General features: G+C 62.6%; 28 protein-coding genes and 1 tRNA gene. 14 read left to right on the forward strand and 15 right to left on the reverse strand.

Translation table 11 applies throughout. The annotated features are described in order from the left end of the window. Positions 1-93: 93 nt before the first annotated feature. The gene (gene trxC, locus HHL25_RS12935) at positions 94-537 is read right to left on the reverse strand and encodes a thioredoxin TrxC (protein ID WP_169591255.1); all 444 of its coding nucleotides are present in this window, start codon (positions 535-537) and stop codon (positions 94-96) included. Positions 538-628: 91 nt separating this feature from the next. On the opposite strand from trxC, the gene HHL25_RS12940 reads away from it, so the two are divergent. Further along, positions 629-931: an ArsR/SmtB family transcription factor gene (locus tag HHL25_RS12940; protein WP_169591258.1), complete on the forward strand. Its 303-nt coding sequence runs from the start codon at positions 629-631 to the stop codon at positions 929-931. A gap of 71 nt (positions 932-1,002) precedes the next feature. Here the strand turns inward: HHL25_RS12940 and HHL25_RS12945 are convergent, their stop codons facing one another. The 4 genes from HHL25_RS12945 to HHL25_RS12960 all read right to left on the reverse strand — a co-directional run bounded on the left by HHL25_RS12945 (position 1,003) and on the right by HHL25_RS12960 (position 6,652). Further along, positions 1,003-2,496, reverse strand: coding sequence for an acetyl-CoA hydrolase/transferase family protein (locus tag HHL25_RS12945; RefSeq protein ID WP_169591262.1), 1,494 nt, complete (start codon positions 2,494-2,496; stop codon positions 1,003-1,005). A 212-nt stretch (positions 2,497-2,708) separates the two neighbouring features. Continuing rightward, positions 2,709-2,785: transfer RNA gene (locus tag HHL25_RS12950), tRNA-Arg, on the reverse strand. A 138-nt stretch (positions 2,786-2,923) separates the two neighbouring features. Beyond that, positions 2,924-4,354: a sensor histidine kinase gene (locus tag HHL25_RS12955; protein ID WP_246701827.1), complete on the reverse strand. Its 1,431-nt coding sequence runs from the start codon at positions 4,352-4,354 to the stop codon at positions 2,924-2,926. A gap of 273 nt (positions 4,355-4,627) precedes the next feature. Beyond that, positions 4,628-6,652, reverse strand: coding sequence for a methyl-accepting chemotaxis protein (locus HHL25_RS12960; RefSeq protein ID WP_169591268.1), 2,025 nt, complete (start codon positions 6,650-6,652; stop codon positions 4,628-4,630). A gap of 431 nt (positions 6,653-7,083) precedes the next feature. Between HHL25_RS12960 and rpmH the strand changes: the two genes are divergently transcribed. From rpmH to yihA, 5 genes are read left to right on the forward strand one after another with little or no spacing between them, the layout of a single operon-like run. Continuing rightward, positions 7,084-7,218: a 50S ribosomal protein L34 gene (gene rpmH, locus HHL25_RS12965; protein ID WP_028738831.1), complete on the forward strand. Its 135-nt coding sequence runs from the start codon at positions 7,084-7,086 to the stop codon at positions 7,216-7,218. 26 nt (positions 7,219-7,244) lie between these two features. After that, positions 7,245-7,634: a ribonuclease P protein component gene (gene rnpA, locus HHL25_RS12970; RefSeq protein ID WP_169591271.1), complete on the forward strand. Its 390-nt coding sequence runs from the start codon at positions 7,245-7,247 to the stop codon at positions 7,632-7,634. Beyond that, positions 7,634-9,430 carry a membrane protein insertase YidC gene (gene yidC, locus HHL25_RS12975; RefSeq protein WP_169591274.1) on the forward strand — a complete coding sequence of 599 codons (1,797 nt, stop codon included), beginning with the start codon at positions 7,634-7,636 and terminating at the stop codon, positions 9,428-9,430. The genes rnpA and yidC overlap by 1 nt, the downstream gene beginning before the upstream one ends. A 57-nt stretch (positions 9,431-9,487) precedes the next feature. Then, complete coding sequence (locus HHL25_RS12980; RefSeq protein WP_169591277.1) at positions 9,488-10,402, forward strand: DMT family transporter; 915 nt, start codon at positions 9,488-9,490, stop codon at positions 10,400-10,402. 50 nt (positions 10,403-10,452) lie between these two features. Beyond that, positions 10,453-11,112, forward strand: a complete 660-nt coding sequence (gene yihA / locus HHL25_RS12985; protein ID WP_169591280.1) for a ribosome biogenesis GTP-binding protein YihA/YsxC — start codon at positions 10,453-10,455, stop codon at positions 11,110-11,112. A gap of 51 nt (positions 11,113-11,163) precedes the next feature. Here the strand turns inward: yihA and HHL25_RS12990 are convergent, their stop codons facing one another. The 3 genes from HHL25_RS12990 to HHL25_RS13000 all read right to left on the reverse strand — a co-directional run bounded on the left by HHL25_RS12990 (position 11,164) and on the right by HHL25_RS13000 (position 13,174). Beyond that, entirely contained in the window at positions 11,164-11,721 is a 558-nt protein-coding gene (locus HHL25_RS12990) for a fasciclin domain-containing protein (protein ID WP_169591283.1), read from the reverse strand. Positions 11,722-11,919: 198 nt separating this feature from the next. Beyond that, positions 11,920-12,642, reverse strand: a complete 723-nt coding sequence (locus HHL25_RS12995; RefSeq protein ID WP_169591286.1) for an anti-sigma factor — start codon at positions 12,640-12,642, stop codon at positions 11,920-11,922. Continuing rightward, the gene (locus tag HHL25_RS13000) at positions 12,614-13,174 is read right to left on the reverse strand and encodes a sigma-70 family RNA polymerase sigma factor (protein ID WP_169592874.1); all 561 of its coding nucleotides are present in this window, start codon (positions 13,172-13,174) and stop codon (positions 12,614-12,616) included. The genes HHL25_RS12995 and HHL25_RS13000 overlap by 29 nt, the downstream gene beginning before the upstream one ends. A 179-nt stretch (positions 13,175-13,353) precedes the next feature. On the opposite strand from HHL25_RS13000, the gene argB reads away from it, so the two are divergent. After that, positions 13,354-14,241, forward strand: a complete 888-nt coding sequence (gene argB, locus HHL25_RS13005; protein WP_169591289.1) for an acetylglutamate kinase — start codon at positions 13,354-13,356, stop codon at positions 14,239-14,241. A gap of 19 nt (positions 14,242-14,260) precedes the next feature. Here the strand turns inward: argB and HHL25_RS13010 are convergent, their stop codons facing one another. The 4 genes from HHL25_RS13010 to HHL25_RS13025 all read right to left on the reverse strand — a co-directional run bounded on the left by HHL25_RS13010 (position 14,261) and on the right by HHL25_RS13025 (position 18,012). Next, positions 14,261-14,800, reverse strand: coding sequence for a methylated-DNA--[protein]-cysteine S-methyltransferase (locus HHL25_RS13010; protein ID WP_169591293.1), 540 nt, complete (start codon positions 14,798-14,800; stop codon positions 14,261-14,263). A gap of 75 nt (positions 14,801-14,875) precedes the next feature. Then, positions 14,876-15,790 (reverse strand): DMT family transporter, encoded by a 915-nt coding sequence (locus tag HHL25_RS13015; protein WP_169591296.1) that lies wholly within the window; start codon positions 15,788-15,790, stop codon positions 14,876-14,878. Positions 15,791-15,855: 65 nt separating this feature from the next. Further along, on the reverse strand, positions 15,856-16,977 hold the full coding sequence (locus HHL25_RS13020; protein ID WP_169591300.1) for an NAD(P)/FAD-dependent oxidoreductase: 1,122 nt from the start codon (positions 16,975-16,977) through the stop codon (positions 15,856-15,858). Positions 16,978-17,055: 78 nt separating this feature from the next. Next, on the reverse strand, positions 17,056-18,012 hold the full coding sequence (locus tag HHL25_RS13025) for a LysR family transcriptional regulator (protein ID WP_169591304.1): 957 nt from the start codon (positions 18,010-18,012) through the stop codon (positions 17,056-17,058). Between the two features lie 140 nt (positions 18,013-18,152). On the opposite strand from HHL25_RS13025, the gene HHL25_RS13030 reads away from it, so the two are divergent. The 3 genes from HHL25_RS13030 to HHL25_RS13040 all read left to right on the forward strand — a co-directional run bounded on the left by HHL25_RS13030 (position 18,153) and on the right by HHL25_RS13040 (position 20,607). After that, positions 18,153-18,923, forward strand: a complete 771-nt coding sequence (locus tag HHL25_RS13030; protein ID WP_169591308.1) for an ABC transporter substrate-binding protein — start codon at positions 18,153-18,155, stop codon at positions 18,921-18,923. A gap of 92 nt (positions 18,924-19,015) precedes the next feature. Next, the gene (locus tag HHL25_RS13035; protein ID WP_169591311.1) at positions 19,016-19,735 is read left to right on the forward strand and encodes a pyrimidine 5'-nucleotidase; all 720 of its coding nucleotides are present in this window, start codon (positions 19,016-19,018) and stop codon (positions 19,733-19,735) included. Positions 19,736-19,845: 110 nt separating this feature from the next. Then, a complete protein-coding gene (locus HHL25_RS13040; protein WP_169591316.1) occupies positions 19,846-20,607 on the forward strand; it encodes a calcium-binding protein in 762 nt (253 codons plus the stop codon). Between the two features lie 55 nt (positions 20,608-20,662). On the opposite strand, the gene HHL25_RS13045 is transcribed toward HHL25_RS13040, so the two are convergent. Further along, positions 20,663-21,523, reverse strand: a complete 861-nt coding sequence (locus HHL25_RS13045; protein WP_169591319.1) for an LOG family protein — start codon at positions 21,521-21,523, stop codon at positions 20,663-20,665. Positions 21,524-21,677: 154 nt separating this feature from the next. Between HHL25_RS13045 and dapD the strand changes: the two genes are divergently transcribed. The 4 genes from dapD to HHL25_RS13065 all read left to right on the forward strand — a co-directional run bounded on the left by dapD (position 21,678) and on the right by HHL25_RS13065 (position 24,808). After that, positions 21,678-22,535, forward strand: coding sequence for a 2,3,4,5-tetrahydropyridine-2,6-dicarboxylate N-succinyltransferase (dapD, locus tag HHL25_RS13050; RefSeq protein ID WP_169591324.1), 858 nt, complete (start codon positions 21,678-21,680; stop codon positions 22,533-22,535). 6 nt (positions 22,536-22,541) lie between these two features. Next, complete coding sequence (locus HHL25_RS13055) at positions 22,542-22,925, forward strand: DUF805 domain-containing protein (protein ID WP_169591328.1); 384 nt, start codon at positions 22,542-22,544, stop codon at positions 22,923-22,925. A 106-nt stretch (positions 22,926-23,031) separates the two neighbouring features. After that, the gene (gene dapE / locus HHL25_RS13060; RefSeq protein WP_169591332.1) at positions 23,032-24,225 is read left to right on the forward strand and encodes a succinyl-diaminopimelate desuccinylase; all 1,194 of its coding nucleotides are present in this window, start codon (positions 23,032-23,034) and stop codon (positions 24,223-24,225) included. Further along, positions 24,212-24,808 (forward strand): hypothetical protein, encoded by a 597-nt coding sequence (locus HHL25_RS13065; RefSeq protein ID WP_169591336.1) that lies wholly within the window; start codon positions 24,212-24,214, stop codon positions 24,806-24,808. The genes dapE and HHL25_RS13065 overlap by 14 nt, the downstream gene beginning before the upstream one ends. A 5-nt stretch (positions 24,809-24,813) precedes the next feature. On the opposite strand, the gene arsH is transcribed toward HHL25_RS13065, so the two are convergent. Together arsH and arsC are read right to left on the reverse strand one after the other, a co-directional pair. Then, positions 24,814-25,539 (reverse strand): arsenical resistance protein ArsH, encoded by a 726-nt coding sequence (gene arsH / locus HHL25_RS13070; protein WP_169591339.1) that lies wholly within the window; start codon positions 25,537-25,539, stop codon positions 24,814-24,816. Beyond that, on the reverse strand, positions 25,536-25,949 hold the full coding sequence (arsC, locus tag HHL25_RS13075) for an arsenate reductase (glutaredoxin) (RefSeq protein WP_169591343.1): 414 nt from the start codon (positions 25,947-25,949) through the stop codon (positions 25,536-25,538). Before arsC ends, arsH begins: the two co-directional genes overlap by 4 nt. Positions 25,950-26,019 lie beyond the last annotated feature (70 nt).

Below are 26,019 nucleotides of genomic sequence, written 5' to 3' on the forward strand. Positions count from 1 at the left end.
TCCAACGCCAGGCCACAGATAGGCTGAGACCAAGCTTCTACCGGCCTTGACGATAGCTTTCCAGCGTTTTCGAATGAACACCGTCTTCGGGCGTCAGGCCTTGCCGATCTGGGAGCGGGTCCAGTCGATGATCTGCCGGGCCGACATGGCGCCGGAGACGCGGGCGATCTCGCGGCCGCCGCGATAGAGGAGCATGGTCGGGATGCCGCGAATGCCGAGCCGAGACGCCGTCTCCTGCTCGTTTTCGGAATTCAGCTTGATCAGGCGGACATCCGGCTCGAGCACACCGGCCGCCTCGGCAAAGGCCGGCGCCATCATGCGGCACGGACCGCACCAAGGCGCCCAGACGTCGACGAGCACCGGAACATCGCTGCGGCTTACGTGTTTCTCGAAGGCGGCGGCACCGGTATCAACAGGATGCCCCTGAAACACCGGCTGTCCGCACTTGCCGCAGCGCGCCTCCGCCGGCGGCCGGCCACCGACAAGCCGATTGACGGCGGAGCAGTTGGGACAAACGATCTTGCGGTCTTCCTGCATCTTCAAAAGCCCTGGATTTTCCCCGCCGACGGCGAAGGAACGGCAACGCCTAGCCTTGACAATATATTCAGATTAACGTAGATACGCAAGAATGAAAATTGATCCCGATTCCATGCAGACGGCCGCCGACGACGCCAGCGAATTGCTGAAGGCGCTCGCCAATCGCCATCGGCTGCTCATCCTCTGCCAATTGATCGATGGCGAACGCTCGGTCGGCCAGCTCGCAGAATTCCTCGGGATCCGCGACTCCACGGTATCGCAGCACCTGGCACTTCTGCGCCGCGACCGGATCATTTCCGGGCGCAGGGACGGACAGACGATCTGGTATCGCATCGAAAGCGAACCGGCCCGCAACGTCATCACGGCGCTCTACGGCACCTACTGCGCTGTGTAGCGCCGCCGCTGACATCTGGACACGAAAAGGGCCGCTGATGCGGCCCTTCTGCGTTCTACGATGCTACATCCTCAGGCGGGACGCATCGTACCCCGTTCGCGCAGATTGACATGCCAGGACAGCGCTTCTTCCAGAACATGGGGCGTATGTCCGCCACGCTTCAGCGCGCGGTCGAAATAGTCCTGCAACGCATCCCGGTACTCCTTCGCCACGCAATTGGCGATGATGACCGGCGCGCGCTCGCGCGGCGCAAGCCCACGCAGGTCCGCGAGACCGACTTCGGTCACCAGAATGTCGACATCGTGCTCGGTGTGGTCGACATGGCTGACCATCGGGACGACGCTCGAAATTGCGCCGTTCTTGGCCATCGACTTGGTCACGAAGATCGACATGAAGCCGTTGCGGGCGAAATCGCCCGAACCGCCGATGCCGTTCATCATGTGGGTCCCGCCGACATGGGTCGAGTTGACGTTGCCATAGATGTCGAATTCGAGCGCGGTATTGATGCAGATGAGACCGAGGCGACGGATCACTTCCGGATGGTTGCTGATCTCCTGCGGGCGCAGCATCAGGTGATGCTTGTACTCCGCGAGCCGCGGCAGCACCTTCTGGTACATTTCCGCCGACAGCGTGATCGACGAACCCGAGGCGAAGGTGAGCTTGCCGGCATCGAACAGCTCGAATGTCGAGTCCTGCAAGACTTCCGAATACATCTTCAGGTCATGGAACGGCGTATCGATGAAGCCATGCAGAACGGCATTGGCAATCGTGCCGATCCCGGCCTGCAGGGGCTGCAGGTCATAGCCCATGCGGCCCTGCTTCACCTCGTTCAAAAGGAAATCGGTCAGGTGGCCGGCGATTGCGCGGGTTTCATCGTCCGGCGGCTGGATGGCAGCCGAGCTGTCATGCTTCTCGGAAACGACGACGGCGACGATCTTTTCCGGCGGGATGGGAATGAAAGGCAGACCGACGCGGCTCTCAGGCGTGACGACGGGGATCGGCATGCGGGTGGGGCGACGCGATGGAATGTAGATGTCGTGCAGGCCTTCCAGCGTGATCGGCTGCGACATGTTGAGTTCGATGATCACCTTGTCGGCCAGGATGGCGAAGCTTGCCGAATTGCCGACCGAAGTGGTCGGAACGATGCCGCCCGTCTCGGTGATGGCGACGGCCTCGACGACGGCGATGTCGACCGGCTTGAGTTGCTTTGTCCGCAGTTGCTCGACCGTTTCGGACAGGTGCTGGTCGATAAACATCACCTCGCCGGCGTTGATCATCTTGCGCAGGCCCGGATCCGACTGGAAGGGAATGCGCCGTGCGGTGACGTGCGCCTCGGCGAGCGTCTTGTCGAGATCGTTGCCGAGCGAAGCACCGGTCATCAGGGTGATCTTCAGCGGATCCTTGCGGGCGCGCTCGGCGAGCGCCAGCGGCACGGCCTTTGCCTCACCGGCACGCGTGAAGCCGCTCATGCCGACCGTCATGCCGTCCTTGATATAGGCCGCAGCCTCATCGGCGCTGACCACCTTTTCGAGCAGTGGCTTGTAGCGAATACGGTCACGCAGCATGGAAGTTCCTTGTCGTCATCGAGTTTTGGCCCGGCTGGCGGGTGCACTGGCTTAAATGCCGAGGCGTTAACAAGGCAATCATTCTTCAGTCGCATCGCGCGCGTGTCTGCTATGCAAAAAACGCACAACTAACAACCAGCGGACAGATAGGTCAAACGCCAATTCGGTGCGTAATGACGACGTCTTAGTTTCGTATTTCGAAGGAAGGAAAATGGCGCACCCGAAGAGATTCGAACTCCTGACCCCCAGATTCGTAGTCTGGTGCTCTATCCAGCTGAGCTACGGGTGCGTACCGGTCCGACTTGTCGTCGGCGGCGTGGCGATCCTCTAAAGCGGGACGCGGAGGATTGCAAGCGCCTTTCGAAAAAAAGAGTCATTTTGCCGTCACATGAAGGGCCGAGCCCCTGCGTTTTCGGGCTTTCTTTTTTCAGGCGCGGGCCCGCCAGTCGTCGAGCGCGACGGGCCGGTCCGGAATCTCGATGCGGAACAGGGTGCCGGGTCCGGGCTTCTCCACCAGCGCGATCGTACCGCCATGGGCGAGCACGAGCTCGCGTGCAATCGCGAGGCCAAGCCCGGTGCCGCCGGAGCGCGCGGAGCCGCGGAAGGCGGTGAAAAGGTTCTCCCGGGCCTTGGCGGCAAGCCCCGGACCGGTGTCGTCGATCGAGATCGCCACCACGCTGCCGACGCGCTGCGCCGACAGCGTGATCCGCCGCAGGATGAGCGGGTCGCCAATACCGTGATTCGCCAGCGCCTGAACCGCATTGCGGCAGAGATTGTGAATGACCCTGAAAAGCTGCTCGCTGTCGGCATCGACCTCGGTGTCGACTGCAACGGCCTCGAGGAAATCAATGCCGCTCTCGGGATCGATGGCCAGGATATCCCGCACCTCCTGACAGAGGTCGGCGAGACGGAAGCGCCGGCGCTTCGGCTCCGCCTCCGAGGCCTGCCCATAGGCCAGAACCTCGCTGGTATAGCCGACGGCCCTGTCGATAGTTCGGACGAGCTTCGGTGCAAAGCCCTTCACCATCGGATCATCGACATCGACGAGGCGGTCGGACATCAGCTGTGCCGATGCCAGGATGTTGCGCATGTCGTGGTTGATCTTGGAGACGGCAAGCCCGAGATCGGCGAGGTTTCGCTGCTGCTTCAGCGTTCGCTGCAGCTGGCCCTGCATCAGGGCGAGATGACGTCCGGCAAGCGCGATCTCGTCGCTGCCCGGTGCCGGGACCAACACCCTGGCCGGATCTTCGGGGCTGTCGGCAAAGGCCTGCATGCTGCTGGTCAAACGGCGCACCGGCCTGATCATCATCCGGTTGATCGCGATGTAGATCAGCGAAGCGGTGATCAGCGAAATCATCAGCGAGACCGAGAAGACGTTTCGCGCATAGGCGAGCATCGCGTTGCGGAGGCTTTTCTCCTGCATGACGACCTCGATGATCATGTCGCTGTCGCCGACCGGTCCATAGACGCGCAGCACGCGATCGCCACCGAGCACCAGGGCATAGAGCGCGTCTCCGATCGACTCCAGCATGGGCACATCGGTCAGGTCGTATTTGGCGTCCACCTGCGGCGGCATACCGTCGACCGCGAGAAGCCGCGAGGTATCGTCGCGGCGCAGCACGATGGCTTTCGTGCCGGTTGCCATCAACGTGTCGTCCTGGACGTTGCGCGGCAATTCGATCGGCTGCAAACCGTCGATCACTACACCCGCGGCCGCGGCCGTGTTCAGGCGATCCTGCAACCAGCGCAGGCGCATGGTTGCGACCGAGGGAACGAAGATCAGCACTTCCGCCAGCATGACGAAGGCCATGGTCAGCCACAGGAGTTTGCCGGACAGCCCGCGCAGCCGATGGGGCATGGCGGTGGGACCGCCTGCCTCGGCTTCCGGACCGGTCTCGGTCAGACGCAGCATCGCCTACTCTCCGTGGTCAGTGTCGCCGCGAGCGATATTTGTCGGTGCCAGCGGAACATTTCAATGGCAGCATACTAAACGACGCGACGGTTTTTGGCCAACGGCATTGCGGCACCACCGGCAGGACCGCACCGGCTGGCTCATACCCCGGCACGGAGAAACGCAAACGCCGCGTCCCGATCGGGACGCGGCGTTCTGCAAGACTGGCGTTCGGGCCGATCAGAATTCTTCCCAGCTCTCGGTTTCCGGTACGGCTGCCCGGGCCGTGGCGGCGCGTCCGCCACCAAAGGCCTTGGCGACGGAACCCATCATCTGGCGTGCAGGAGAGGGCGCAGGGCGATGCTGTGCCGCCTTTGCCACCACCGGGGCCGATTGCGCGCGCCCGTCGTCGGAAATGCGGAACTGCGCGACAAGACCGGCTAGGCCATCGGCTTCGCCCGACAGCTTGTGGGTCGCAGCCGAGGTCTCCTCGACCATGGCGGCGTTCTGCTGGGTTACCTGGTCCATCTGGTTCATCGCCTTGGCGACCTCGGCAAGACCTGTCGACTGTTCCTTGGCCGCGGCCGCGATCGAATGGATGTGGTCGTTGATCTTCAGAACGCGGCTCTCGATTTCCGAGAGGGCTTCACCGGTGCGCTGGACGAGCTTCACGCCGCCGGAGACTTCCTCGCCCGACTTGGTGATCAGCGCCTTGATGTCCTTTGCGGCATTGGCCGAGCGTTGGGCGAGTTCGCGCACTTCCTGGGCGACGACGGCAAAGCCCTTGCCGGCTTCACCCGCACGGGCGGCCTCGACGCCAGCGTTGAGCGCCAGCAGGTTGGTCTGGAAGGCGATCTCGTCGATGACGTTGATGATCTGCGAAATCTCGCGCGACGCCTGTTCGATGCGACCCATGGCATCGACGGCATCGGAGACAACAATCGCCGACTGGGCAGCGCTCTGCTTTGCCTCGGTCACCATCTGGCTGGCTTCCTGGGCGCGTTCGCTCGATCCACGGACGACGACGGTGATCTCGTCGAGGGCGGCCGAGGTTTCCTCGAGGGCAGCTGCCTGCTGCTCGGTGCGCTTGGCAAGATCGTTCGTCGCCGAGGTGAGCTCGTCGGTGTTGCCGTTGATGAGATCCGTCTTGCCGCGGATGTCGGTCATCGTGTGGCGCAAACGCTCGAAGGTCGCATTGACGTTGGTCTGCAGTTCGGCGAAGGCGCCACGGAAATCGCCACGCATGTTCTGCGTGAGGTCACCCGCGGAAAGGCTTGCAATGACGCGACGGGTCTCGGAAACGCCCTGGTCGACCGACGAGAGCAGCGTGTTGATGTTGGCGGCGAAACGGTTGAGATTTTCGTCCTCATAATCCTTGTCGATGCGCTTGCCGAAATCGCCGGCTGCGGCCGCGGCGACCGTAACCGACATGCTGGACTGAAGGTCGTCGCTCTTGGCGCGCATTGCGGTTTCCTGGGCATTGAGGCGCTGGACGGCAAGACCGTTGCGCTTGAACACCTCGACCGCGGCGGCCATGTCGCCGATTTCGTCGGCGCGTCCCTCGTAAGGAACATCGGCGCTGAAATCGCCGTCGGCCACGCTCTTCATCGCCGCCGTGACCTTGCGGATCGGACCGCTCAGATGGTTGACGCCGATATGCATGCCAAGGCCCGCGCCGATGGCGAGCGACAGGACCGTCACGCCGGAAATGATGACCAGCATGGTGTCCTGGAAGCTTGCGAGCGAATCCTTGAGAGCCTGGAGTTCGACCTTGTCCGCATCGACGACTGCATCGATCTCGGCCTGGAAGGCCTTGCGGTTGGCGCGGTTGGCTTCGTTGTTGCCCTGCTCGTTCGCCGCCTTCGGATCTACCGTGGTGCCCAGGCGTGCCGTCTCCGCACGGAAGGTGCGGAACTCCGCTGAGCGGGCCTGCATCGCGTCGAAGGTCGCCATCTGCGCCTCCGGAACGAGCGGCTTCCAGGTTGCGAGCACCTTGTCCATCTCGTCGAGGTTCTTGAGCAGGCCCTTGGCGAAGTTCTCGGCTTTCTCCGTGCTCGGTGCCGCATAGATGCCGCGCGCTTCCATGACCACGCCGGTCACGAGGCGATTGAGACGCTCACCGAGATAGACGCGCTCCGAAACTTCACTCACCTGTTCGGACTTGGCGCCGTACTGCGTGGTGACGAAGATGCCCATCGCCCCGATCACGACGGCCGCGAAGCCGAGAATCCCCACCAATGAATAGACTTTACCGCTGATCTTCACGGACGTGCTCCTGCATGAGACGAAGAGGCCTCAACCCCCACATTTTTACTAAAATACAGTCCGCCTGTTAACGAAGTCTTGTCGCGCCGAATCGGCCTCTTTCGCATGTAAAACCGCCCCTGCACGTGCGAAATTTGAGCGCAGCAGCCATTCAAACGATCAAAACCGATCATTTTTCGCCGCAATGCAAGATGGCCGCGGCGTCAGACCCAGGAAACTGCTCGCGCTATTGGTTAATGACGAATGACAAGATCTTGCCGCAGCGAAAACGCTGGAAAGGCCAGGAATTGACTCTCGGGGCCTTCGCCCGTATAAGCCGCGCACGTTCGGACCGACCCGCCCATGTGGCGGATGAAGAGCCGTGCGATAAATCCAACGCTCTTGCAGTTACTGCAAACCCAAGAAGGGCCGCACACCGCGGTGTTAAATAAATGAAGCGTACCTACCAACCTTCCAAGCTTGTTCGCAAGCGTCGCCACGGCTTCCGTGCGCGCATGGCCACCAAGGGCGGCCGCAAGGTTCTCGTTGCTCGCCGCGCTCGCGGTCGCAAGCGTCTCTCGGCCTAAGGCCGGGGCGGCCCGAGACCGGGCGAATGAATGCTCCTAAAAACAAGCACACTGTCGGGCGGCTGAAAAGCCGGCCGCAGCTTCTTGCCGTTCGCGCCGGAGAAAAGCGCAAGGGAGGCCTGTTCCTCCTCGAAGTCCTCGACCGCCAGCAGCCGGATACCGAAGCGCGGGTCGGCTTTACCGTCACCAAGAAACACGGCAACGCGGTCGAACGAAACCGCATGCGGCGGCGGCTAAAAGAAGCCGTGCGGCTCAATGCGGCGTTTGCAATGCAGCCCGGACACGACTATGTGGTGGTCGCCCGCAGGGACGTGCTCAATGCACCCTTTGCGAGGATTGCCGCGCAATTGGCCGAGCGGATCAAGGCCAGACCGAAAAACGCAGGGTCCTCCGCGACCGATTCCAGGAAAGTATGATGCAAAACAACCGCAATTACTTCATCGCGATTGCCCTGTCCGTGCTGATCGTTCTCGGCTGGCAGTATTTCATCATGAATCCCAGGATCGAGGCGCAGCGGGTTGCCGAAGAGGCACGCCTTGCCGAACAGGCCAAGACCGAACAGACGACGACCACACCCGCACCGGCCGGCACCGTCTCAGGCACCCTTCCCGGAAGCAATGCGCAGGCCGCCGCCGAGGCGAGCCGCGAGGAAGCGATTGCGAAGTCGACCCGCGTCGCCATCGACACGCCCGCCCTTGCCGGCTCGATCAACCTCACCGGCGCCCGCTTCGACGACCTGAAGCTCAAGGAATACCGCGAGACCGTCGACCCGACGAGCCCGATCATCACTCTTTTCAACCCGGCGGACACCAAGGACGGCTACTTTACCGAACTCGGCTTCATCGGCGGCGAGAACGCCGGCACCGTCCCGGGCCCGACCACCGTCTGGACGCTCACCGAAGGCGACAAGCTCACGCAGACGACGCCGGTCACCCTCTCCTTCACCAACGAGGCCGGCCTGACCTTCAAGCGCAAGGTATCGATCGACGAGCATTACATGTTCACCGTCGAGGACACGATCAGCAATGCCAGCACGGCTGCCGCATCGGTCGCGCCTTACGGCCGCATCACGCGCTACAACAAGCCGACCACCCCCTCGGTCTACGTCCTGCACGAAGGCTTCCTCGGCGTCATCGGCGCGGAGAACGGTCTGACGGAAGAAAAGTATTCGAACATCGAGAAGGAAGCGATTGCCAACGAGAAGGCGACCGGCGGCTGGCTCGGTATCACCGACAAGTATTGGGCAGCAGCCCTCGTTCCGCAGCAGACGCTGGCATTCGAATCGCGTTTCTCCCATTTCACGGACGGCCAGCCGCGCTTCCAGGCTGACTTCAAGAACGATGCGGTCAGCGTCGCGCCGGGCCAGTCGGCCACGGTCAAGCAGCTCGTGTTCGCCGGCGCCAAGGAAGTTCCGGTCGTCGACAGCTACAAGGCAAGTCTGGCGATCCCGCATTTCGACCTGATGATCGACTGGGGCTGGTTCTACTTCCTGACCAAGCCGATGTTCAAAGTTATGGACTTCTTCTACCGTCACGTCGGCAATTTCGGCATCGCCATCCTGCTGACCACCATCGTCGTCAAGGCGCTGTTCTTCCCGCTCGCCAGCAAGCAGTACGCCTCCATGGCCAACATGAAGCGCGTCCAGCCGAAGATGGAAGAGCTGAAGGCCAAGCACGGCGACGACAAGATGGCGCTGCAGCAAGCGATGATGCAGCTCTACAAGGAAGAGAAGATCAACCCGGTCGCTGGCTGCTGGCCTGTTCTCCTGCAGATCCCGGTCTTCTTCTCGCTCTACAAGGTGATCTACGTCACCATCGAAATGCGTCATGCACCGTTCTTCGGCTGGATCCAAGACCTGTCCGCACCCGATCCGACGACGTTCATCAACCTGTTCGGCCTCCTGCCGTTCGAAGGCCCGACCTTCCTGCACCTCGGCGTCTGGCCGATCATCATGGGCGTCACCATGTGGCTGCAGATGCGGATGAACCCGACGCCGCCGGATCCGACCCAGGCGATGCTGTTCAACTGGATGCCGCTGATCTTCACCTTCATGCTCGGCACCTTCCCTGCAGGTCTCGTCATCTACTGGGCATGGAACAACACGCTCTCGATCGCCCAGCAGTCGATCATCATGAAGCGTCACGGCGCCAAGATCGAACTGTTCGACAATCTGAAGGGCATGTTCCGGCGAAAACCCACCGAGACGAAGTGATCCTCAAAGCCCCGGTTTACCGGGGCTTTCTTTTATGCCGTTTCCTTGTGAGTTCCCATGACCGCCCAAAACGCTTCGTCCACCTCCGCCCGTCCCTGGCTCGGCATCGCACTGGTGCTCGGTTCCGCCACCGCCTGGAGCTATGGCGGCGCGATCCAGCGCTTCATCGGCCTGACAGACGGTTGGGCGATCGTCTTCTGGCGCTGCCTGTTCGGCGGACTGTTCCTGTTGAGCTTCATGCTGATCCGCGACAAAGCCGCGGGTACGGTCAGGCTGTTTCGGGCCATGGGATGGCCGGGCGTGATGATCGCGATCGGCTTTGCCGCCGTGTCGACGTGTTTCGTGCTCGCCGTCAGCATGACGCCGGTCGCCAATGTGGTGCTGTTCATGGCCGCCATCCCGCTGTTCGCAGCATTGCTCGCCCGCGTCCTGCTCGGTGAACCGATCACCACGGTCACCTGGGGGGCGATTGCGGCCGTAATCATCGGCGTTGCAATCATGGTTTCGGCATCGATCGGTGAAGGCGGATCGATGCTCGGCCTCGGACTTGCGGCCTCCATTCCTCTAATCTTCGCCTGCATGACGGTTCTGACACGCCGTTATCCTGGTATCCGCATGACGCCGGCGGCAAGCCTCGGCTGCTTCATCGCCTCGGCGATCGCCGCCACGCAAGCCGGCAGCTTCGAAGTCGGCGTTCCGGATCTGTTACTGCTCTTTGCCTTCGGGGCGCTCAATCTCGGGCTCGGCATGGCGATGTACGTGACCGGCGCCCGGATGATCCCGTCTGCCCTTGCCGCCCTCCTCGGCACGGCGGAAATGATCCTCGCCCCGGTCTGGATGGTTCTCCTGCACCATGAGATCCCCTCTGTCCGGACGATGATCGGCGGGAGCATCGTGCTTGCGGCCCTGTTTACCTATCTGATCGGCCACATGCGTGGCGACGCGGGGCCGCGCGTGCCGACCGCGTCTTGACTTTGCCGGCCAAAACCCGGATTCCACAGGGTCACTCGAAAGGCGAACCCATGACCGACAACAATCAGAAGACCGACCTGCCCCTGTTCGGCAAGCCGTGGATCTTCATTCGTGGCGTCCCGTCCATGAAATTCCTGCCGCCGGAGGGACCACTCGAGGTCGCCTTTGCCGGACGTTCGAATGTCGGCAAGTCGTCGCTGATCAATGCGCTGACCGGCCAGAAGGGCCTTGCGCGCACGTCCAACACCCCGGGCCGCACCCAGGAACTCAACTACTTCGTTCCGGACGGCTATTCCGGCGAGGCGGGCGACCTGCCACCGATGGCGCTGGTGGACATGCCGGGCTACGGCTATGCCCAGGCGCCGAAGGAGCATGTCGATGCCTGGACGAAGCTTGTATTCGATTATCTGCGTGGCCGCGCGACGCTGAAGCGCGTCTATGTGCTGATCGACAGCCGCCACGGGATCAAGAAGAACGACGACGAAGTTCTCGACCTGCTCGACAAGGCGGCGGTCTCCTATCAGATCGTGCTGACCAAGACCGACAAGATCAAGGCGGCCGGCGTGGAGAAACTGATCGGCGAAACGCTCGGCAAGATCAAGAAGCGCCCTGCCGCCTACCCCTTCGTGATCGCTACATCGTCAGAAAAGGGAAACGGCCTCGACGAGTTGCGCGCGGCAATCATCGAGACCGTCGGCCAGGCCACCTGACGCAGCATGCCTGGCCCAGGCTCCCTGCCCGTCTTCAGCGGACTTGAGAGCTTACATCTTCGGCAGGAGCACCTTGTCGATCACATGGATCACGCCGTTCGACTGCTTGACGTCGGCGACCGTGACGGTCGCCACGCCGCCGGCTTCGTCGGTGAGCGTGATCTTGTCGCCATCCATCTTGGCCTGGAGGGTGCAACCGCCGACGGTCTTCACCGGATGGGTACCGCCGTCATCGGCGATCATCTTGCCGATTGCGGAAGACATGGCATCGGCCGCAACGACATGGCAGGTCACGATCTTGGTCAGCTGCTCCTTGCTCTCAGGCTTGAGCAAAGTGTCGACGGTGCCGGCCGGCAGCGCGTCGAACGCCGCATTGATCGGAGCAAAGACCGTGAAGGGCCCCTTGCCCGACAGCGTCTCGACCAGACCGGCCGCCTTGACGGCGGCCACCAGCGTCGTGTGATCCTTCGAGTTGACTGCGTTTTCGACGATGTTCTTGTCCTCGAACATGGCGGCACCACCGACCATCGGATTTTCAGCATGAGCGGTGACCGCGCCAACGGAAACGGCGGCAGCAAGGGCAAGCGGGAAAAGAGTGGTCTTGAACATTTCGGTTTCCTCTGTCCTGGTGTTCCTGATCCCGTCCTCGGCGGCTGGATTGCCGCCGGGCGGATGTCTCGATCCCGTTTTCGGGAACACTTCAAAGGACGAGGCCTGTCGCGATCGAGTTTCACTCCAGGCGCGAAATTGCCACAAATTTCCGTAAATACTTGATTTTACGTCAAAATAAATGAAGGGCGGCGTGCGTCAGAGATGGGCGGGGCCGAGCGCAATCACAGGCCCGGTTGCCTGGCCGGTCGGAGAGCCACCAAACGGTTCAAGGCTGACCGCCAGTATCACGCCCTCCGAGAAACGGGCCCGCATCTCGTCCGGAACGATGATCTCACCTTCACCGGTCTGGGGAAGAACGCCAAGGGAGCGAGGCGCGGCCTGCCCCTCTATCAGCCAGAGCTCAAGCGATTTCTGGCGCGCTTCGCCGGTCGCGACCGGGGTCACTTGCAGCCGCCCGGAACCATGGTCATAGCGGGCGACAAGGCTGATCACGCTATCCTTGCCGGCGAGCTCGGCTATCAGCGGCGCGCCAACTTTCGCACGGTCCCAGAGCCCTGCTTCCGTTCCGCCGACGACGATGGCAGATGCAATGCCGGCAACGGCCACGCCGCGCCACAGGGCGAGAGAATTCCAGAGAGCCCAAAGCAGGCTCGCCGCTGACCGCGGGCGGGAACCGCCGTGAATACGTTCCTCGATCCGGGTGAACAGGGTCTCAGGGGGAAGCTCGGCGCCATAATCGTCATTAAACTGCAGGAGATTGTCTTCCCAACGGCGGACGATCTCGGCGAAGGACCGGTCGTGGCGCAAGCGGGCCTCGACCTGCATGCGATCCTCGATGCCGAGCACGCCAAGCACATATTCACCGGCGAGAACCTCGTCTCGCGAGCGGTCACCCTTGCTCTGGTCTGGCGTCGGCATCCATGCACTCTCTCAATCTCAACAGGCTGCGCCGCAGCCATGTGCGCATCGTGTTCAGCGGCACCGCAAAGCGATCCGCAAGTTCCTGATACGACAATCCCTCCACATAGGCGTGCCTGACGGCACGAGCACGGTCAGGATCCAATGCCTGCAGACAGGTGTCAATCCGCTTTCCTTCGGAACGCAGCACAGCAGTGCGTTCCGGATCATCGGCCTCGTCGGCAACGTCGACCGCGGAATCAAGGTCCACAGCCGCGGGGCGCCTCGTCCGAATGCGGTCGATGCAGTGGTAACGCGCAACCGCCGCAAGCCAGCCCTCGGACCCGCGTCCGGATCCGGCAAAGCTCTCGGCGCGCTGCCAGATCTTCACGAAGACATCCTGAAGAGCCTCTTCGGCGTCTGCCCTGTCCTTCAATATACGAAGGCAGATCGCGAAAAGTTTCGGCGCGGTCCGCGCATAAAGCAGGGAAAATGCTGTTCGATCCTTGAGGGAGACACGGAACAGCAGGCTTGAGAGGTCATCGCTCGTCATCGGCATCAGCGCCTTTCCTCCGGACGGGTCCCCGCCCCAGGCATTCCAACTCGTTTCCGTTTGCGCTCCAATACGCATCCTGCCAGCCGACGGATCATCGCCCCGTAATCTTTGCCGGCATTATTCCATCGGTCACGATCTTGCGCTAAAAGGCCGCGAACCAGAGACGAGGGTATCCCATGACGGCTTCCGAAGGTGAAATGCAGGCGCGGCTCCTGGCCCAGGCCCTGCCCTACATGCAGCGCTACGAGAACAAGACGATCGTCGTGAAATACGGCGGGCATGCCATGGGCAATCCGGAACTCGGTCGTGCCTTCGCGGCCGACATCGCCCTTCTGAAGCAGTCGGGCGTCAACCCGATCGTCGTTCATGGTGGCGGTCCGCAGATCGGCGCGATGCTCACCAAGATGGGTATCGAATCGAAATTCGAAGGCGGCCTGCGCGTCACCGACCAGAAGACCGTCGAGATCGTCGAGATGGTGCTTGCCGGCTCCATCAACAAGGAGATCGTCGCGCTCATCAACCAGACGGGTGAATGGGCGATCGGTCTCTGCGGCAAGGACGGCAACATGGTCTTCGCCGAGAAGGCGAAGAAGACCGTCACCGATCCGGATTCCAACATCGAGCGCGTCCTCGATCTGGGCTTCGTCGGCGAGGTGGTGGAAGTCGACCGCACGCTACTCGACCTTCTCGCCAAGTCCGAGATGATCCCGGTCATCGCGCCGGTCGCTCCCGGCCGCGACGGACACACCTACAACATCAATGCCGACACCTTTGCCGGTGCGATCGCCGGTGCGCTGCGCGCCACGCGGCTGCTGTTCCTGACCGACGTTCCCGGCGTGCTGAACAAGCAGGGCGAACTGATCAAGGAACTGTCGGTCTCTCAGGCTCGGGCACTGATCAAGGACGGTACGATTTCCGGCGGCATGATCCCGAAGGTCGAGACCTGCATCGACGCCATCAATGCCGGGGTACAGGGCGTGGTCATCCTGAACGGCAAGGTGTCGCATGCCGTTTTGCTCGAGATCTTCACCGAAGGCGGCGCGGGGACCCTGATCGTTCCCTGATCTAGGTGGCCTGCCGAGGTCAGAGGGCGAAGAGCCCGACCGGGCGCATCTGCCCTTCGTGGCGCAAGAGCCATTTCTTGCGCCACAACCCTCCGCCGTAACCGGTGAGAGAGCCATCGGAGCCGATGCAGCGATGGCAGGGGATGACGATCCCGATGGGATTTGCGCCATTGGCCTTGCCGACAGCACGAACCGTCTCCATGCCTCCGACATTCTTGGCAATATCGCCATAGGAGCAGGTTTCCCCGAGAGGCACGGTCAGTAGCTCTGCCCAGACCTTCTGCTCGAACTCGCTTCCGGCCGGGGCAAGCGGCACGGTGAAGTCGAAGAGCTTTCCTGCGAAATAGGCCTCGAGTTCCCGTCCCATCCTCCCGGTGATCTCGTTGCCTGCGGCGACGATCTCGCGTCCCAGTTGGCGCTGTTGCCGCGCAAGGCTCTCGGCGACCGGCCTGTCGTCCTCGAAGCTCAGGACACGCAGACTCGTTTCGTCCGCCACGGAGACCATGACGCCGAGGGGAGTCGGGAACCATTCCGCGAAGAGTACCTTGCCCGTATCCATCATCCGTGCGCCAGTTGGAGTTCCGTTTTCCAATCTAGCCTCGGGTCGTCGCTCCATCAACCGGAGCCCCGCCGGTCAGGTGACGAGCAGCAGCAGGACGCCGGCGACGATCAGGAGGCAGCCTGCGACCTCCAGGCGATTGATCTTCTCCTTGAAGAAGAAGACCGAGGAGGCGAAGGTGAACAGCATCTCGACCTGGGCCAGCGCCTTGACCACGGCCACCTGCTGCAGCGTCATGGCGGTGAACCAGCCGAAGGAAGCCGTCGCGCCGACGAAGCCGACGAGGATGCCGATCCTCCAGGCCGAGCGGACTCGGCCAAGCTCGGCACGATCGCGCCACAGCATCCATGCGAGCATGGACAGCGTCTGGACGAGAATCACCACGATCAGCGTAAAGGCCGCCTGCATGACGCTGTCAGGTGCGGGCAGGCTCGGTTCGAGCGCCAGCGAAGCCGAACGGTAGGCGATGCCCGAAACGCCGAAGAACAGGCCGGACAGGAGGCCGATCAGTGCCGTACGGCTGAAGACGGATGTCACCAGCGCGGCCGGTGTCAGCGTGGTCCGTGCAACGGAAATCAGCATGACGCCCAGCACGGACACGAGAATGGCCGCCAGAACCGGAAGCGTGATGGTCTCGCCAAAGAGGACGAGCGCGATCAGCGCCGCCTGGGCGGGTTCCGTGCGGGAATAGGCGGTGCCGACCGCGAAGTTGCGGAAAGAGAAGAGATGCACCAGCAGGAAAGTCGCGGCGATCTGGGCGCCGGCGCCGACGACCGCCCAACCCCAGAACGGTCCGTTCGGCACGGGCAGCACGCGGCCCAATCCGTAATGAAGGATCGACAGGTACAGCAGGGCGAAGGGTACGCCATAACCGAAGCGCACGAAGGTGGCGCCGGTGGTGCCCATCCGGCCTTTCAGGTGCTTTTGCAGGACGGAGCGCAGATTCTGGAGGAATGCGCTGGCGAAGGTGATGGGGATCCAGGCGATCATGGCGGAGCTGTATCACCGCCACCCGGCCGACGAAAGCCTGTCCCGGCGGAGAAATGGCGTGCCCGTCAGAAACGTTCGGGCGAGAATCGCGACGGGGAAAGTCCCTCGCGGAGGAAGCCCTCCGGCACCTGCCCGCCGGTCAGGAGCGCGGCGGCCAGCGAACCGAGCGCCGGTGAACTCAGGATGCCATAGCCGCCCTGCCCCGCCAACCAGAAGAAGCGTGGATGATCGCTCGCCGGGCCGATGACGGGAAGGCGATCGGGTGCAAAGCTGCGCATGCCGGCCCAGCTCTTGGCGATGCGGCGGACGCCCATGGTCGTTGCGGTTTCGAGATGATGCGCCGCCCAGGCAATGTCGATCTCCTCCGGCTGCACGTCTCCCGGCTCGCACGGCGTCTCGTCGGCCGGCGAAACCAAAAGGCGTCCGGCATCGGGCTTGCAGTAGAATTCCTCGTCGAGTTCGTTGATCTCGGGAAGGCCACGCCAGTCGATACCATCGGGCAGGTCGACCAGGATCGCCGTGCGCCGATGCGGCACGATGCCCATCGGCGCGACGCCGAAGAGCCGCGCGGTCTGGTCGGCCCAGCCGCCGGTCGCGTTGACGACGGTGCGTGCGCCGATCTCGCCCTGTTCCGTGTCGATCCGCCAGCGCTCACCATCGTCGCGCGCGACGATCGCGCCGGCTTTCTGGCGCACGTCCACGCCGGCCCGTCGCGCGCCCTTGAGATAGCCCTGCAACAGGCTTTCGACCTCGATGTCCCAGAATTCCGGGTCGTGATAGGCGCCGGCGACATAGGCCGGATCGAGGATCGGGACCATGTCGATCGCCTCGTCGACGGTCAGTCGCCTGAGGCCATCGGTCTTTGCCTGCTCTGCAACAAAATGGGCCTCGAACCGCTCGGCCTTCTCGGCGTTGGCGATCATCACGCCTCCGCGCGGCACAAGCAGCGGCACGTCGGAAAAGCCCTGCGGTGGACGATCGAAGAAATCGCGGCTGATCGCGGCGAGCTTGCAGACCTCGGGACTGTTGTAGCGCAGGACGAATTCCGCGGCAGACCGGCCGGTCGAGTGATAGCCGAGGCTCTCCTCGCGTTCCAGGAGCACGACCGAGCGATCGGCGCCGAGGAAATAGGCAAGCGAGAGGCCGGCAATGCCGCCTCCGAGAATGGCGATGTCATAGGTCTGCATGTGCGGTCATCCTTAGAGAGGTCCGCACGCTAGCGATCGCATAACCTTCGTTCAAATTTATAACTTTAAATGCGGTCATCAATTCAATTGATGATATTGCTCATCCTCAAAGAGTTCGAGACCGTCCATCGCCGCGACGAATGCCTGTTCTGCCGGATTGAGCATGGCATTGGGATTGGTGATCAGAAAGACTTCGCTGACCGGAAGATTTCCATAGGGCGGCAGCTGCCAGAGCCTGCCGGCCTCGACCATCGGTCCCACCAGATGATTGGGCAACATTCCGATGCCTATGTTCGCGGCGACCATACGGATCACCTCCTCCACATTGCTGGAAACGGCGCACACCTCCTGCCCGAAGGAGCCGATCGCGCGAACGGCCGTCACGGCGTTCATGTGCTGGCCTCCCAGAACGTCGGCAGTGAAGGCGATATAGGGATCGCCGCGCAGGTCGTTGAGTGCCGCACCCTTCACGCCGAACAGGCGATGGCCGGCACCGCAGTAGAGCGCGTACCGCTCGTTCTTGTAGGGTGCCTTGGACAGGTGATCGGGAATGATGCCGTCGCAAATGCCGATGCTGGCGATGCCGCGCTCGACCGAACTGATGACATCGGCGGTCGTCTCGATCGTGACGTTCATCGTCACCTTCGGGTGCGCGGCGAAGAAGCGGGCGCTGCGTTCGTCCCAGCCCGGGTGATGGACATGGGAGACCGCGTGGACGGAGACATGGCCGGTGATATCGGCTCCGGCGCTTTCCAGCGTGTCCGGCAGGCGAACGACGGCGGCGAAGATGTCCCTCGCCTGGCGGTAGAGCCGTTCGCCGGCTTCCGTCATCTCGAAGCGGCCGGGCCGGCGATCGATCAACCGGTGACCGGTCGTCTCCTCCAGTCGCTTCAACGCCATCGAGACTGCCGGCTGCTGAAGCAACAGGCGGTTGGCGGCGGCAGTGATGGAGCCCTCCTCGACGACCACGGCAAAGGTGCGCAGGAGGTTCCAGTCGAGATTATGAGCAAAGCGTTCGAGCCGTTTGCTGGCCATGGTCGAGCCCTGAGACACAGTTTTCAGGATTAATCACGTTGATAACGGATATTGCAACTATCTATTTCGCTTATGGCGAAGGCCTGCATAGACTTTCCCCGAAGGCGGAGCAAAAGCCGCCACGAACCAGGGGAACGATCATGAAAAAAACCATTCTCGCATTGGCCTTCACGGCGCTGACGGCGTTCACTGCCCAGGCCGCAGACAAGCTCGTCATCGGCACCGAAGGGGCCTATCCCCCCTTCAACTTCGTCGATTCCGACGGCAAGGTCGGCGGCTTCGACGTCGAAATCGGCCAGGCGCTCTGCGCCGAGATGAAGGTGGAATGCGACGTCGTCACGCAGGACTGGGACGGCATCATTCCGGCATTGCAGGCGAAGAAGTTCGATTTCATGATCGCCTCGATGTTCATCACGCCCGAGCGAGCCGAAAAGGTCGCCTTCACCAAGTCCTACTACAAGGCGCCGATGACCCACATCGCCCAGAAGGGCGCCAACATCACCGACTTCACCAACGAAGGGCTCAAGGGCAAGGTGATCGGCGCGCAGGCGGGCACCACCCAGGCAGAATACGCCACCGCCACCTATCCGGACGTCGAGGTGAAGCTCTACCCGACGCAGGACGAAGTGAACCTCGACATGATCAACGGCCGCCTCGACCTTCAGGTCGGCGACATGCTGCCGATGATGGACTGGCTGTCCAAGGGTGACGGTGCCAAGTGCTGCGAACTGGTCGGCGCACCGATCGCCGATCCCAAGTTCATCGGCGAAGGCGCCGGCATCGCCGTGCGCAAGGAAGATACCGACCTGCTCGCCAAGCTGAATGCCGCAATCGACGCGATCCGCGCCAGCGGCAAGTATGCCGAGATCAACAAGAAGTACTTCCCGATCGACATCTACGAGATGAAGTGATCGACCGAACCTTCTGAAACCTCCCCTCGCCGTCCCGCGCCGGCGAGGGGATTTTCATTGCCAAATCCGATGGTCCTGTCATAACGCGGGACATGACCGACAAATCGCTTCTTCCGCATCGAGACGACTTCGCCCACGTCCGGGACTGGGTGTTCGATCTCGACAACACGCTCTATCCGCATCACATCAACCTGTTCGCGCAGATCGACCGCAACATGACGGCCTATGTGGCGCAGCTGCTGCAGATGGATCCGGCGGAAGCGAAGCTGCTGCAGAAGAAATACTATCACGACCACGGCACCACGCTTGCCGGCCTGATGCTGCACCACGGCGTCGATCCCAACGACTTCCTCGAAAAGGCCCATGCGATCGACTATTCGGCGCTGCTGCCCGATGCCAACCTCGGCGCGGCAATCAGGGCACTGCCGGGCCGGAAGTTCATCTTCACCAACGGCACCGTGGCCCATGCGGAAGCGGCAGCGCGTGCGCTCGGCATCCTCGACCATTTCGACGACATCTTCGACATCGTGGCTGCCGACTACCAGCCGAAGCCGGCCGGCAGCACCTATGACAAGTTCACCAGCCTCAACCGCATCGACACCCGCAACGCGGCGATGTTCGAAGACCTGCCGCGCAATCTCTCGGTGCCCAAGGCGCTGGGGATGAAGACGGTCCTGCTCGTTCCGCGCAATCTCGGCTCGGTCGTGCTGGAGAGCTGGGAACTCGCGGAGAACACCGACCCGGGCAGTATCGATTTCGTCACCGACGACCTCGCGAGCTTCCTGGAACGACTGATTTCAGCCGACGACTGAGCGTCCGGCTAGATTACCAAAGTTTCACCCAGCTTACCGATGTTTAAGTAGGTTCTGTTCAGCCGGCGCCTTAGGTTTCTCTCATCACCGAACGATGAAAGGAACACGCAATGACCGGCAAGAAACTCACGATCGCGGCGATCATCGGCAGCCTCATGATCGGCACCTCGGCTTCGGCCGTCCTCGCTCGCCAGGAGATGGGACGCGGTCCCGGCGGCGGCCCGGACGGAATCTTCGTCCGCATGCTCCAGAACTTCGACAGCAACAAGGACGGCAAGATCGCCAAGGTTGAAGCCACTGCGGCTGGTGAAAAGATCTTCGCTTCCATCGATGAGAACACTGACGGCAGCCTCACGCCCGGCGAGTTCCGCAAGCACCGCGACATGCGTGAACAGCGCAAGGCCGAACGCGAGGCCAATGCGGCCGGACAGGGCAATGGTCCAGGCCAGGGTCCGCAGGACGGCAGCGGCCCTCAGGACGGCCAGCCCCCGCGTGACGGCAGAGGCAAACAGTTCGGCTGGAACTGGGGCTTCGGCGGCGGACGCGGCGGTCACCATGGCTGGGGCGGCAACGGCCCGGACGGCAATGACGGTCCGCGACACGGCAAGCATCATGGCGAAGACCACGCCATGCGTGACGGCAGAGGCCCCGAGATGGGTCCCGACATGGGTCCCGGCGGCCCGATGGACGGCCGCATGGGTGGCCATGGTCCGCGCGGCATCATTCGCGTCGCCGATGCCGACGAGAACGGTCAGATCACCAAGGCCGAAGCCAGCGCGCTCATCGACAAGATGTTCACCCAGCTGGATACCAACAAGGACGGCGCAATCTCTGCCGACGACCTGCCGAAGCGCGGGTTCGGGTTCCTCTGATCCACCTCACATCCATGAACAGCAAAGCCCGCGTCGATCGCGGGCTTTCGCATTGTCAGAGCTCGTAGTGATCGGCGATGATCTTCCACGCCTCGTCCGCCGTCTCGACGAAGTGCAGCAGGTCGAGATCCTCGGGCGCAACGGTCCCGAAATCCGCGAGCGCCTGGAAATCGACGATCTTGCGCCAGAAGGACTCGCCGAAGAGGATCAAGGGAATCGGCGCCATGCGCTTGGTCTGGATGAGGGTCAGCGCCTCGAAAAATTCATCGAGCGTGCCGAACCCGCCCGGGAAGATGGCGATCGCCTTGGCCCGCATCAGGAAATGCATCTTGCGGATGGCGAAGTAGTGGAAGTTGAAGCTCAGTTCGGGCGTGACGAAGGGGTTGGGCGCCTGCTCGTGTGGCAATACGATGTTGAGGCCGATGGTCGGCGCACCGACTTCCGAGGCCCCGCGATTTCCCGCCTCCATGACGCCCGGCCCGCCACCGGTCGTTACCACGTATTCACGATGCTCGTGGCGCGACGCATATTCCGCGCAGAGACGGGCGAACTTGCGGGCCTCCTCGTAATAGACGGAGGCCGCCATCAGATTGGCCCGCTGGGTGTCGTTGCGCGCGGCCCAGGCGTCCTTGCCCGGCGCCGGGATACGGGCGCCGCCGAACATGACGACGGTCGACTTGATGCCGCGTTCCGCGAGGATCATCTCGGTCTTCAACAACTCGAGCTGCAGGCGCACGGGACGCAGCTCCTCGCGCATCATGAAATCGTCGTCGACATAGGCAAGCCGATAGGAAGGCGATTCCGACTGCGGCGTGAGCGGCACCTCGGCGGCGCGCTTGCGGTCCGTCCGACTGTCCTTCAGGGCAACCCAGGAGCCGTCCTTGCTCCGCTGCCGGCCATTGGTCTGCTTTGCCATATGTCATGCCTTTCTTTGTCGCAATCCGAGACGCCGAATGCGCCGGCGGCTGTTTTCAACCCCGGGCGAATGCGCTAGAGCAAGTGCCAGTTCCCGATTGCGAATTCGGATATCGTCCGGTTCAACGATAGACAACGAAGTTTAAGGAATTCAAATGAACGCCACGGATCTCACCGCCCTCGAAAGCATCATCGAAGCGGCCTTTGAAAACCGCGACACGGTCACGACCGCGACCCGCGGCGAGATCCGCGATGCCGTCGAAACCGCCCTCAACCTGCTCGACAGCGGCAAGGCACGCGTTGCGACCCGTGGCGACGATGGCAACTGGACCGTTCACCAGTGGCTGAAGAAGGCCGTGCTGCTGTCCTTCCGGCTCAATGCCATGGAAGTCGTCTCCGGCGGCCCGGGCGGCTCGACCTGGTGGGACAAGGTTCCTTCGAAGTTCGACGGCTGGAGCACCAACGAGTTCGAACGGGCCGGCTTCCGCGCCGTTCCGAACGCCGTCGTGCGCCGTTCCGCCTATATCGCGCCGAACGCCATCCTGATGCCGTCCTTCGTCAATCTCGGCGCCTATGTCGGTGAAGGCACGATGGTCGATACCTGGGCGACCGTCGGCTCCTGCGCGCAGATCGGCAAGCATGTCCACCTTTCCGGCGGCGTCGGCATCGGCGGCGTGCTGGAACCGATGCAGGCCGGCCCGACCATCATCGAAGACAACTGCTTCATCGGCGCCCGCTCGGAAGTCGTCGAAGGCTGCATCATCCGTGAAGGCTCCGTGCTCGGCATGGGCGTGTTCATCGGCAAGTCGACCAAGATCGTCGATCGCGCCACCGGCGAGGTCACCTATGGTGAAGTGCCGCCCTACTCCGTCGTCGTTGCCGGCTCCATGCCCTCGGGCAATGTCATGCCGAACGGCCAGCCGGCACCGAGCCTCTACTGCGCCGTCATCGTCAAGCGCGTCGATGAAAAGACCCGCTCGAAGACCGGCATCAACGAGCTGCTCCGGGACTGAGCCCCGATGCAGCCCGCGGCCCGGCGGCCGACTGTCGGCTGGTTGCTGTTCAGCCCGTCCGGCCGTGCCGGGCGGCAGGTTTTCATCCTCGGCTGGCTGTTCTGGATGACCGTGAACTGCTTCACGGTCAGCGCGCTCGCGGCCCATCAGGACGACGAGCAGGTATTCGGGCTGCTCAGCGTGCTCTTCTTTTCCGGGGTCTTCGTCTCGGCCGTATCGACCGTGATGCTCAGCATCAAGCGACTGCACGACATGGGACTGCCGGGGATCAGCGTCGCCGCACTGTTCATTCCGGCGATTTCCTTCGTCATGCTGTTCGTACTCTGTCTCTGGCCGTCGGTGAAAGGCCAGAATGCCTATGGTGCCGCCGCCGACCGGCCGCAATCCTGAGGCAGGCTTTGGCCGTGACAGGTCACGACCGATCGGCTAAACCTGCCAGAAATCCTCCCAGCCGGTCGCGGGCTTTCGCCTTTAGACCCCACACGACGCCAAGATCATGATCGCCACAAATCCCGTCGAAGTTCTCCAGGCTCTCATCCGCTGCCCATCCGTCACGCCCGCGGAAGGCGGTGCGCTCACCACGCTCCAGGCGCTCGTGGAACCGCTCGGTTTCAAGGTCTCGCGCATGACGGCGACGGAGCCGGGCACGCCGGACATCGAAAACCTCTATGCCCGCCTCGGCGATGGCGGCCCTCACCTCATGTTCGCCGGCCATACCGACGTCGTGCCGGTCGGCGACGAGGCGGCCTGGAGCCATCCGCCGTTCGCCGCCGAGATCGCCGACGGCGTCCTCTTCGGCCGCGGCGCCGTCGACATGAAGGGTGGCATCGCCTGCTTCGTCTCGGCGATCGCGCGCGTCATCGAGGAGAAAGGCGCGCCGAAGGGTTCGGTGTCGCTGCTGATCACCGGCGACGAGGAAGGTCCGGCGATCAACGGCACTGTGAAGCTGCTCGAATGGGCAAAGGCGCAGGGCGAAAGCTGGGACGCCTGCCTGGTCGGCGAACCGACCAATCCGGACCAGCTCGGCGACATGATCAAGATCGGCCGGCGCGGCTCGGTTTCCGGAACCGTGACGGTGCGCGGCGTGCAGGGTCATGCGGCCTATCCCCATCTTGCCGACAATCCCGTGCGCGGCGCCATCCGGCTTGCCGACGCGCTGATGCATCCGCCCTTCGATCACGGGACCGACAATTTCCAGCCATCGAACCTCGAAGTGACCTCGATTGACGTCGGCAATGCCGCCACGAACGTCATTCCCTCGCGCGCAACCTTCAAGTTCAACATCCGCTTCAACGACACCTGGTCGGCCGAAACCGTGCAGGCGGAGATCGTGCGCCGGCTGAACGTGGCTGCCGCGGAAAGCCCGCTTCGCCCCGGCCGCGACCCGGTTGCCTACGACATCGTCTGGTCGGAACGACCGAGCCACGTCTTCCTGACGCGCAGCAACTCGCTCATCAGTGCGCTTTCGGCTGCGATCGAGAAGCAGACCGGCCTCACGCCGCAGCTTTCGACGACCGGCGGCACTTCGGATGCGCGCTACATCAAGGATTATTGCCCGGTGGTCGAGTTCGGCCTCGTCGGTCAGACCATGCACATGGTCGACGAACGCGTCGCCGTCGAGGACCTGGAAAACCTGACGAGGATCTACAAGGTCTTCATCGAGCAATGGTTCGCGAATGCCGACGCTTAAGGAGGTCGAAATCTACCTGAACGGCCTTTGGCTGCTGTTCAGGCAGGACGCGAAGGGTTTTTCCTTCCTGGATTTCTCCGACCGCGGGGCGATGCGCTCGTTCTGGGCCGTCTTCTTCGCCCTGCCGACCACGATGCTCTCCTTCCTGTGGTGGAGGAGCATGTATCTCAAGGGAATGCCGGACGGCGTCGATGTCGGCGCTCTCTTCTTCTTCAGGCTCGGCCTCGTCGAAATCGCCAACTGGATCGTCCCGCTGGTCCTGGCAGGCCTGCTCTGCTGGATGCTGGGGATCGGCTCGCGATTTCTGGCTATCGTCGTCGTGTCGAACTGGCTCGCGCTACCGGTCTCCTACGCCTACGCGCTCCTCATCCTTGCCATGATACTCGTTCCGAGCCTGTCGGGCCTGGTCGCCATCCTGTCCTACGGACTGGCGCTCACGCTGATCATCGCCCTCTTTCGCATCCTCAGGATGCTGATCGGCGACCATTCTCTGACGATCGCGACGGTGGTCATGGTGTTGCTCGTCCCGACCATGATCCTCTCGGAACTGCTCGAACGCTATCTCGACGTCTATCCGGGCTGATCCGTTCAGATGGCGCGCTGATTGACGCGCTTCGACAATTCGGCTGCCGTCTCGACACGCTCCGAATAGCGTTCGACAAGATAGTCGGACCGCTCGCGCAGCAGCAGGGTGAACTTGACGAGTTCTTCCATCACGTCGACGACGCGCTCGTAGTAGGACGATGGCTTCATCCGGCCAGCCTCGTCGAACTCGGCAAAGGCCTTCGGAACCGACGACTGGTTGGGGATGGTGAACATCCGCATCCAGCGCCCCAGCACCCGCATCTGGTTGAGCGAGTTGAAGCTCTGCGAGCCACCGCTGACCTGCATCAGGGCGAGCGTCCGGCCCTGCGTGGGACGAATGGCCCCGATCGAGAGGGGCAGCCAGTCGATCTGGGTCTTCATCGCGCCCGTCATCGCGCCGTGGCGCTCGGGCGAGCACCAGACCTGGCCTTCCGACCAGAGCGACAGCTCGCGCAGTTCCTGGACCTTGGGATGCGACGCCTCGACCGCATCGGCGAGCGGCAGGCCATGCGGATCGAAGATGCGCACCTCGGCACCATAGCGCCTGAGGATTCGCGCGGCCTCCTCGGTCAGAAGGCGGGAATAGGAACGCTCCCTGAGCGAGCCGTAGAGCATCAGGATACGCGGCGGGTGGGTCATGCGCTCCGCGCGGAACAACCGGTCCTCGTCGACGGGACGAAACTGGCGTTCATCGAGGTTGGGCGTGTCGATGCTGTCGACGACGCTCATTCCGCGGTGCCCCCGCGCTTCACGGCCTCACCGTCTTCCTTGGTGAACGAGGTCAGCGGATTTTCGAGAATCTCCAAGACGACTTCCGAAGGCCGGCAAAGCCGGGTGCCCTTCGTCGTCTCGACGATCGGCCGGTTGATGAGGATCGGGTGAGCCATCATCGCATCGACCAGTTGGTCGTCCGAGAGGCTTGGGTCATCGAGGCCCAACTCCTCATAGGGCGTGCCTTTCTTCCGCAGCACATCGCGCGTCGAAATCCCCATCTTGCCGATCAGCTCGACCAGGCGCTCGCGGCTCGGCGGCGTCTTCAGATATTCGATCACCACCGGGTTTTCGCCGGACTGGCGGATCATCTCCAGCGTGTTGCGGGAGGTTCCGCAGGCGGGGTTGTGATAGATGGTGACGGTCACGAACAACTCCATATTTCTAGATTTCTCGAAATATGGATATGTCATTTCCGACCGGCTGGCAAGCGGCGTT

Origin of the sequence: Rhizobium terricola, assembly GCF_012927355.1 — a bacterium.
In the GTDB taxonomy this organism is placed as follows: Bacteria; Pseudomonadota; Alphaproteobacteria; order Rhizobiales; family Rhizobiaceae; genus Allorhizobium; species Allorhizobium terricola.

Excerpts from the sequence above, each read along its gene's own strand:
- trxC (WP_169591255.1), bottom strand. The coding sequence starts at position 537 with ATGCAGGAAGACCGCAAGATCGTTTGTCCCAACTGCTCCGCCGTCAAT.
- HHL25_RS12940 (WP_169591258.1), top strand. The coding sequence starts at position 629 with ATGAAAATTGATCCCGATTCCATGCAGACGGCCGCCGACGACGCCAGC.
- HHL25_RS12945 (WP_169591262.1), bottom strand. The coding sequence starts at position 2,496 with ATGCTGCGTGACCGTATTCGCTACAAGCCACTGCTCGAAAAGGTGGTC.
- HHL25_RS12955 (WP_246701827.1), bottom strand. The coding sequence starts at position 4,354 with ATGCCCCATCGGCTGCGCGGGCTGTCCGGCAAACTCCTGTGGCTGACC.
- rpmH (WP_028738831.1), top strand. The coding sequence starts at position 7,084 with ATGAAGCGTACCTACCAACCTTCCAAGCTTGTTCGCAAGCGTCGCCAC.
- rnpA (WP_169591271.1), top strand. The coding sequence starts at position 7,245 with ATGAATGCTCCTAAAAACAAGCACACTGTCGGGCGGCTGAAAAGCCGG.
- yidC (WP_169591274.1), top strand. The coding sequence starts at position 7,634 with ATGCAAAACAACCGCAATTACTTCATCGCGATTGCCCTGTCCGTGCTG.
- HHL25_RS12980 (WP_169591277.1), top strand. The coding sequence starts at position 9,488 with ATGACCGCCCAAAACGCTTCGTCCACCTCCGCCCGTCCCTGGCTCGGC.
- yihA (WP_169591280.1), top strand. The coding sequence starts at position 10,453 with ATGACCGACAACAATCAGAAGACCGACCTGCCCCTGTTCGGCAAGCCG.
- HHL25_RS12990 (WP_169591283.1), bottom strand. The coding sequence starts at position 11,721 with ATGTTCAAGACCACTCTTTTCCCGCTTGCCCTTGCTGCCGCCGTTTCC.
- HHL25_RS12995 (WP_169591286.1), bottom strand. The coding sequence starts at position 12,642 with ATGCCGACGCCAGACCAGAGCAAGGGTGACCGCTCGCGAGACGAGGTT.
- HHL25_RS13000 (WP_169592874.1), bottom strand. The coding sequence starts at position 13,174 with ATGACGAGCGATGACCTCTCAAGCCTGCTGTTCCGTGTCTCCCTCAAG.
- argB (WP_169591289.1), top strand. The coding sequence starts at position 13,354 with ATGACGGCTTCCGAAGGTGAAATGCAGGCGCGGCTCCTGGCCCAGGCC.
- HHL25_RS13010 (WP_169591293.1), bottom strand. The coding sequence starts at position 14,800 with ATGGATACGGGCAAGGTACTCTTCGCGGAATGGTTCCCGACTCCCCTC.
- HHL25_RS13015 (WP_169591296.1), bottom strand. The coding sequence starts at position 15,790 with ATGATCGCCTGGATCCCCATCACCTTCGCCAGCGCATTCCTCCAGAAT.
- HHL25_RS13020 (WP_169591300.1), bottom strand. The coding sequence starts at position 16,977 with ATGCAGACCTATGACATCGCCATTCTCGGAGGCGGCATTGCCGGCCTC.
- HHL25_RS13025 (WP_169591304.1), bottom strand. The coding sequence starts at position 18,012 with ATGGCCAGCAAACGGCTCGAACGCTTTGCTCATAATCTCGACTGGAAC.
- HHL25_RS13030 (WP_169591308.1), top strand. The coding sequence starts at position 18,153 with ATGAAAAAAACCATTCTCGCATTGGCCTTCACGGCGCTGACGGCGTTC.
- HHL25_RS13035 (WP_169591311.1), top strand. The coding sequence starts at position 19,016 with ATGACCGACAAATCGCTTCTTCCGCATCGAGACGACTTCGCCCACGTC.
- HHL25_RS13040 (WP_169591316.1), top strand. The coding sequence starts at position 19,846 with ATGACCGGCAAGAAACTCACGATCGCGGCGATCATCGGCAGCCTCATG.
- HHL25_RS13045 (WP_169591319.1), bottom strand. The coding sequence starts at position 21,523 with ATGGCAAAGCAGACCAATGGCCGGCAGCGGAGCAAGGACGGCTCCTGG.
- dapD (WP_169591324.1), top strand. The coding sequence starts at position 21,678 with ATGAACGCCACGGATCTCACCGCCCTCGAAAGCATCATCGAAGCGGCC.
- HHL25_RS13055 (WP_169591328.1), top strand. The coding sequence starts at position 22,542 with ATGCAGCCCGCGGCCCGGCGGCCGACTGTCGGCTGGTTGCTGTTCAGC.
- dapE (WP_169591332.1), top strand. The coding sequence starts at position 23,032 with ATGATCGCCACAAATCCCGTCGAAGTTCTCCAGGCTCTCATCCGCTGC.
- HHL25_RS13065 (WP_169591336.1), top strand. The coding sequence starts at position 24,212 with ATGCCGACGCTTAAGGAGGTCGAAATCTACCTGAACGGCCTTTGGCTG.
- arsH (WP_169591339.1), bottom strand. The coding sequence starts at position 25,539 with ATGAGCGTCGTCGACAGCATCGACACGCCCAACCTCGATGAACGCCAG.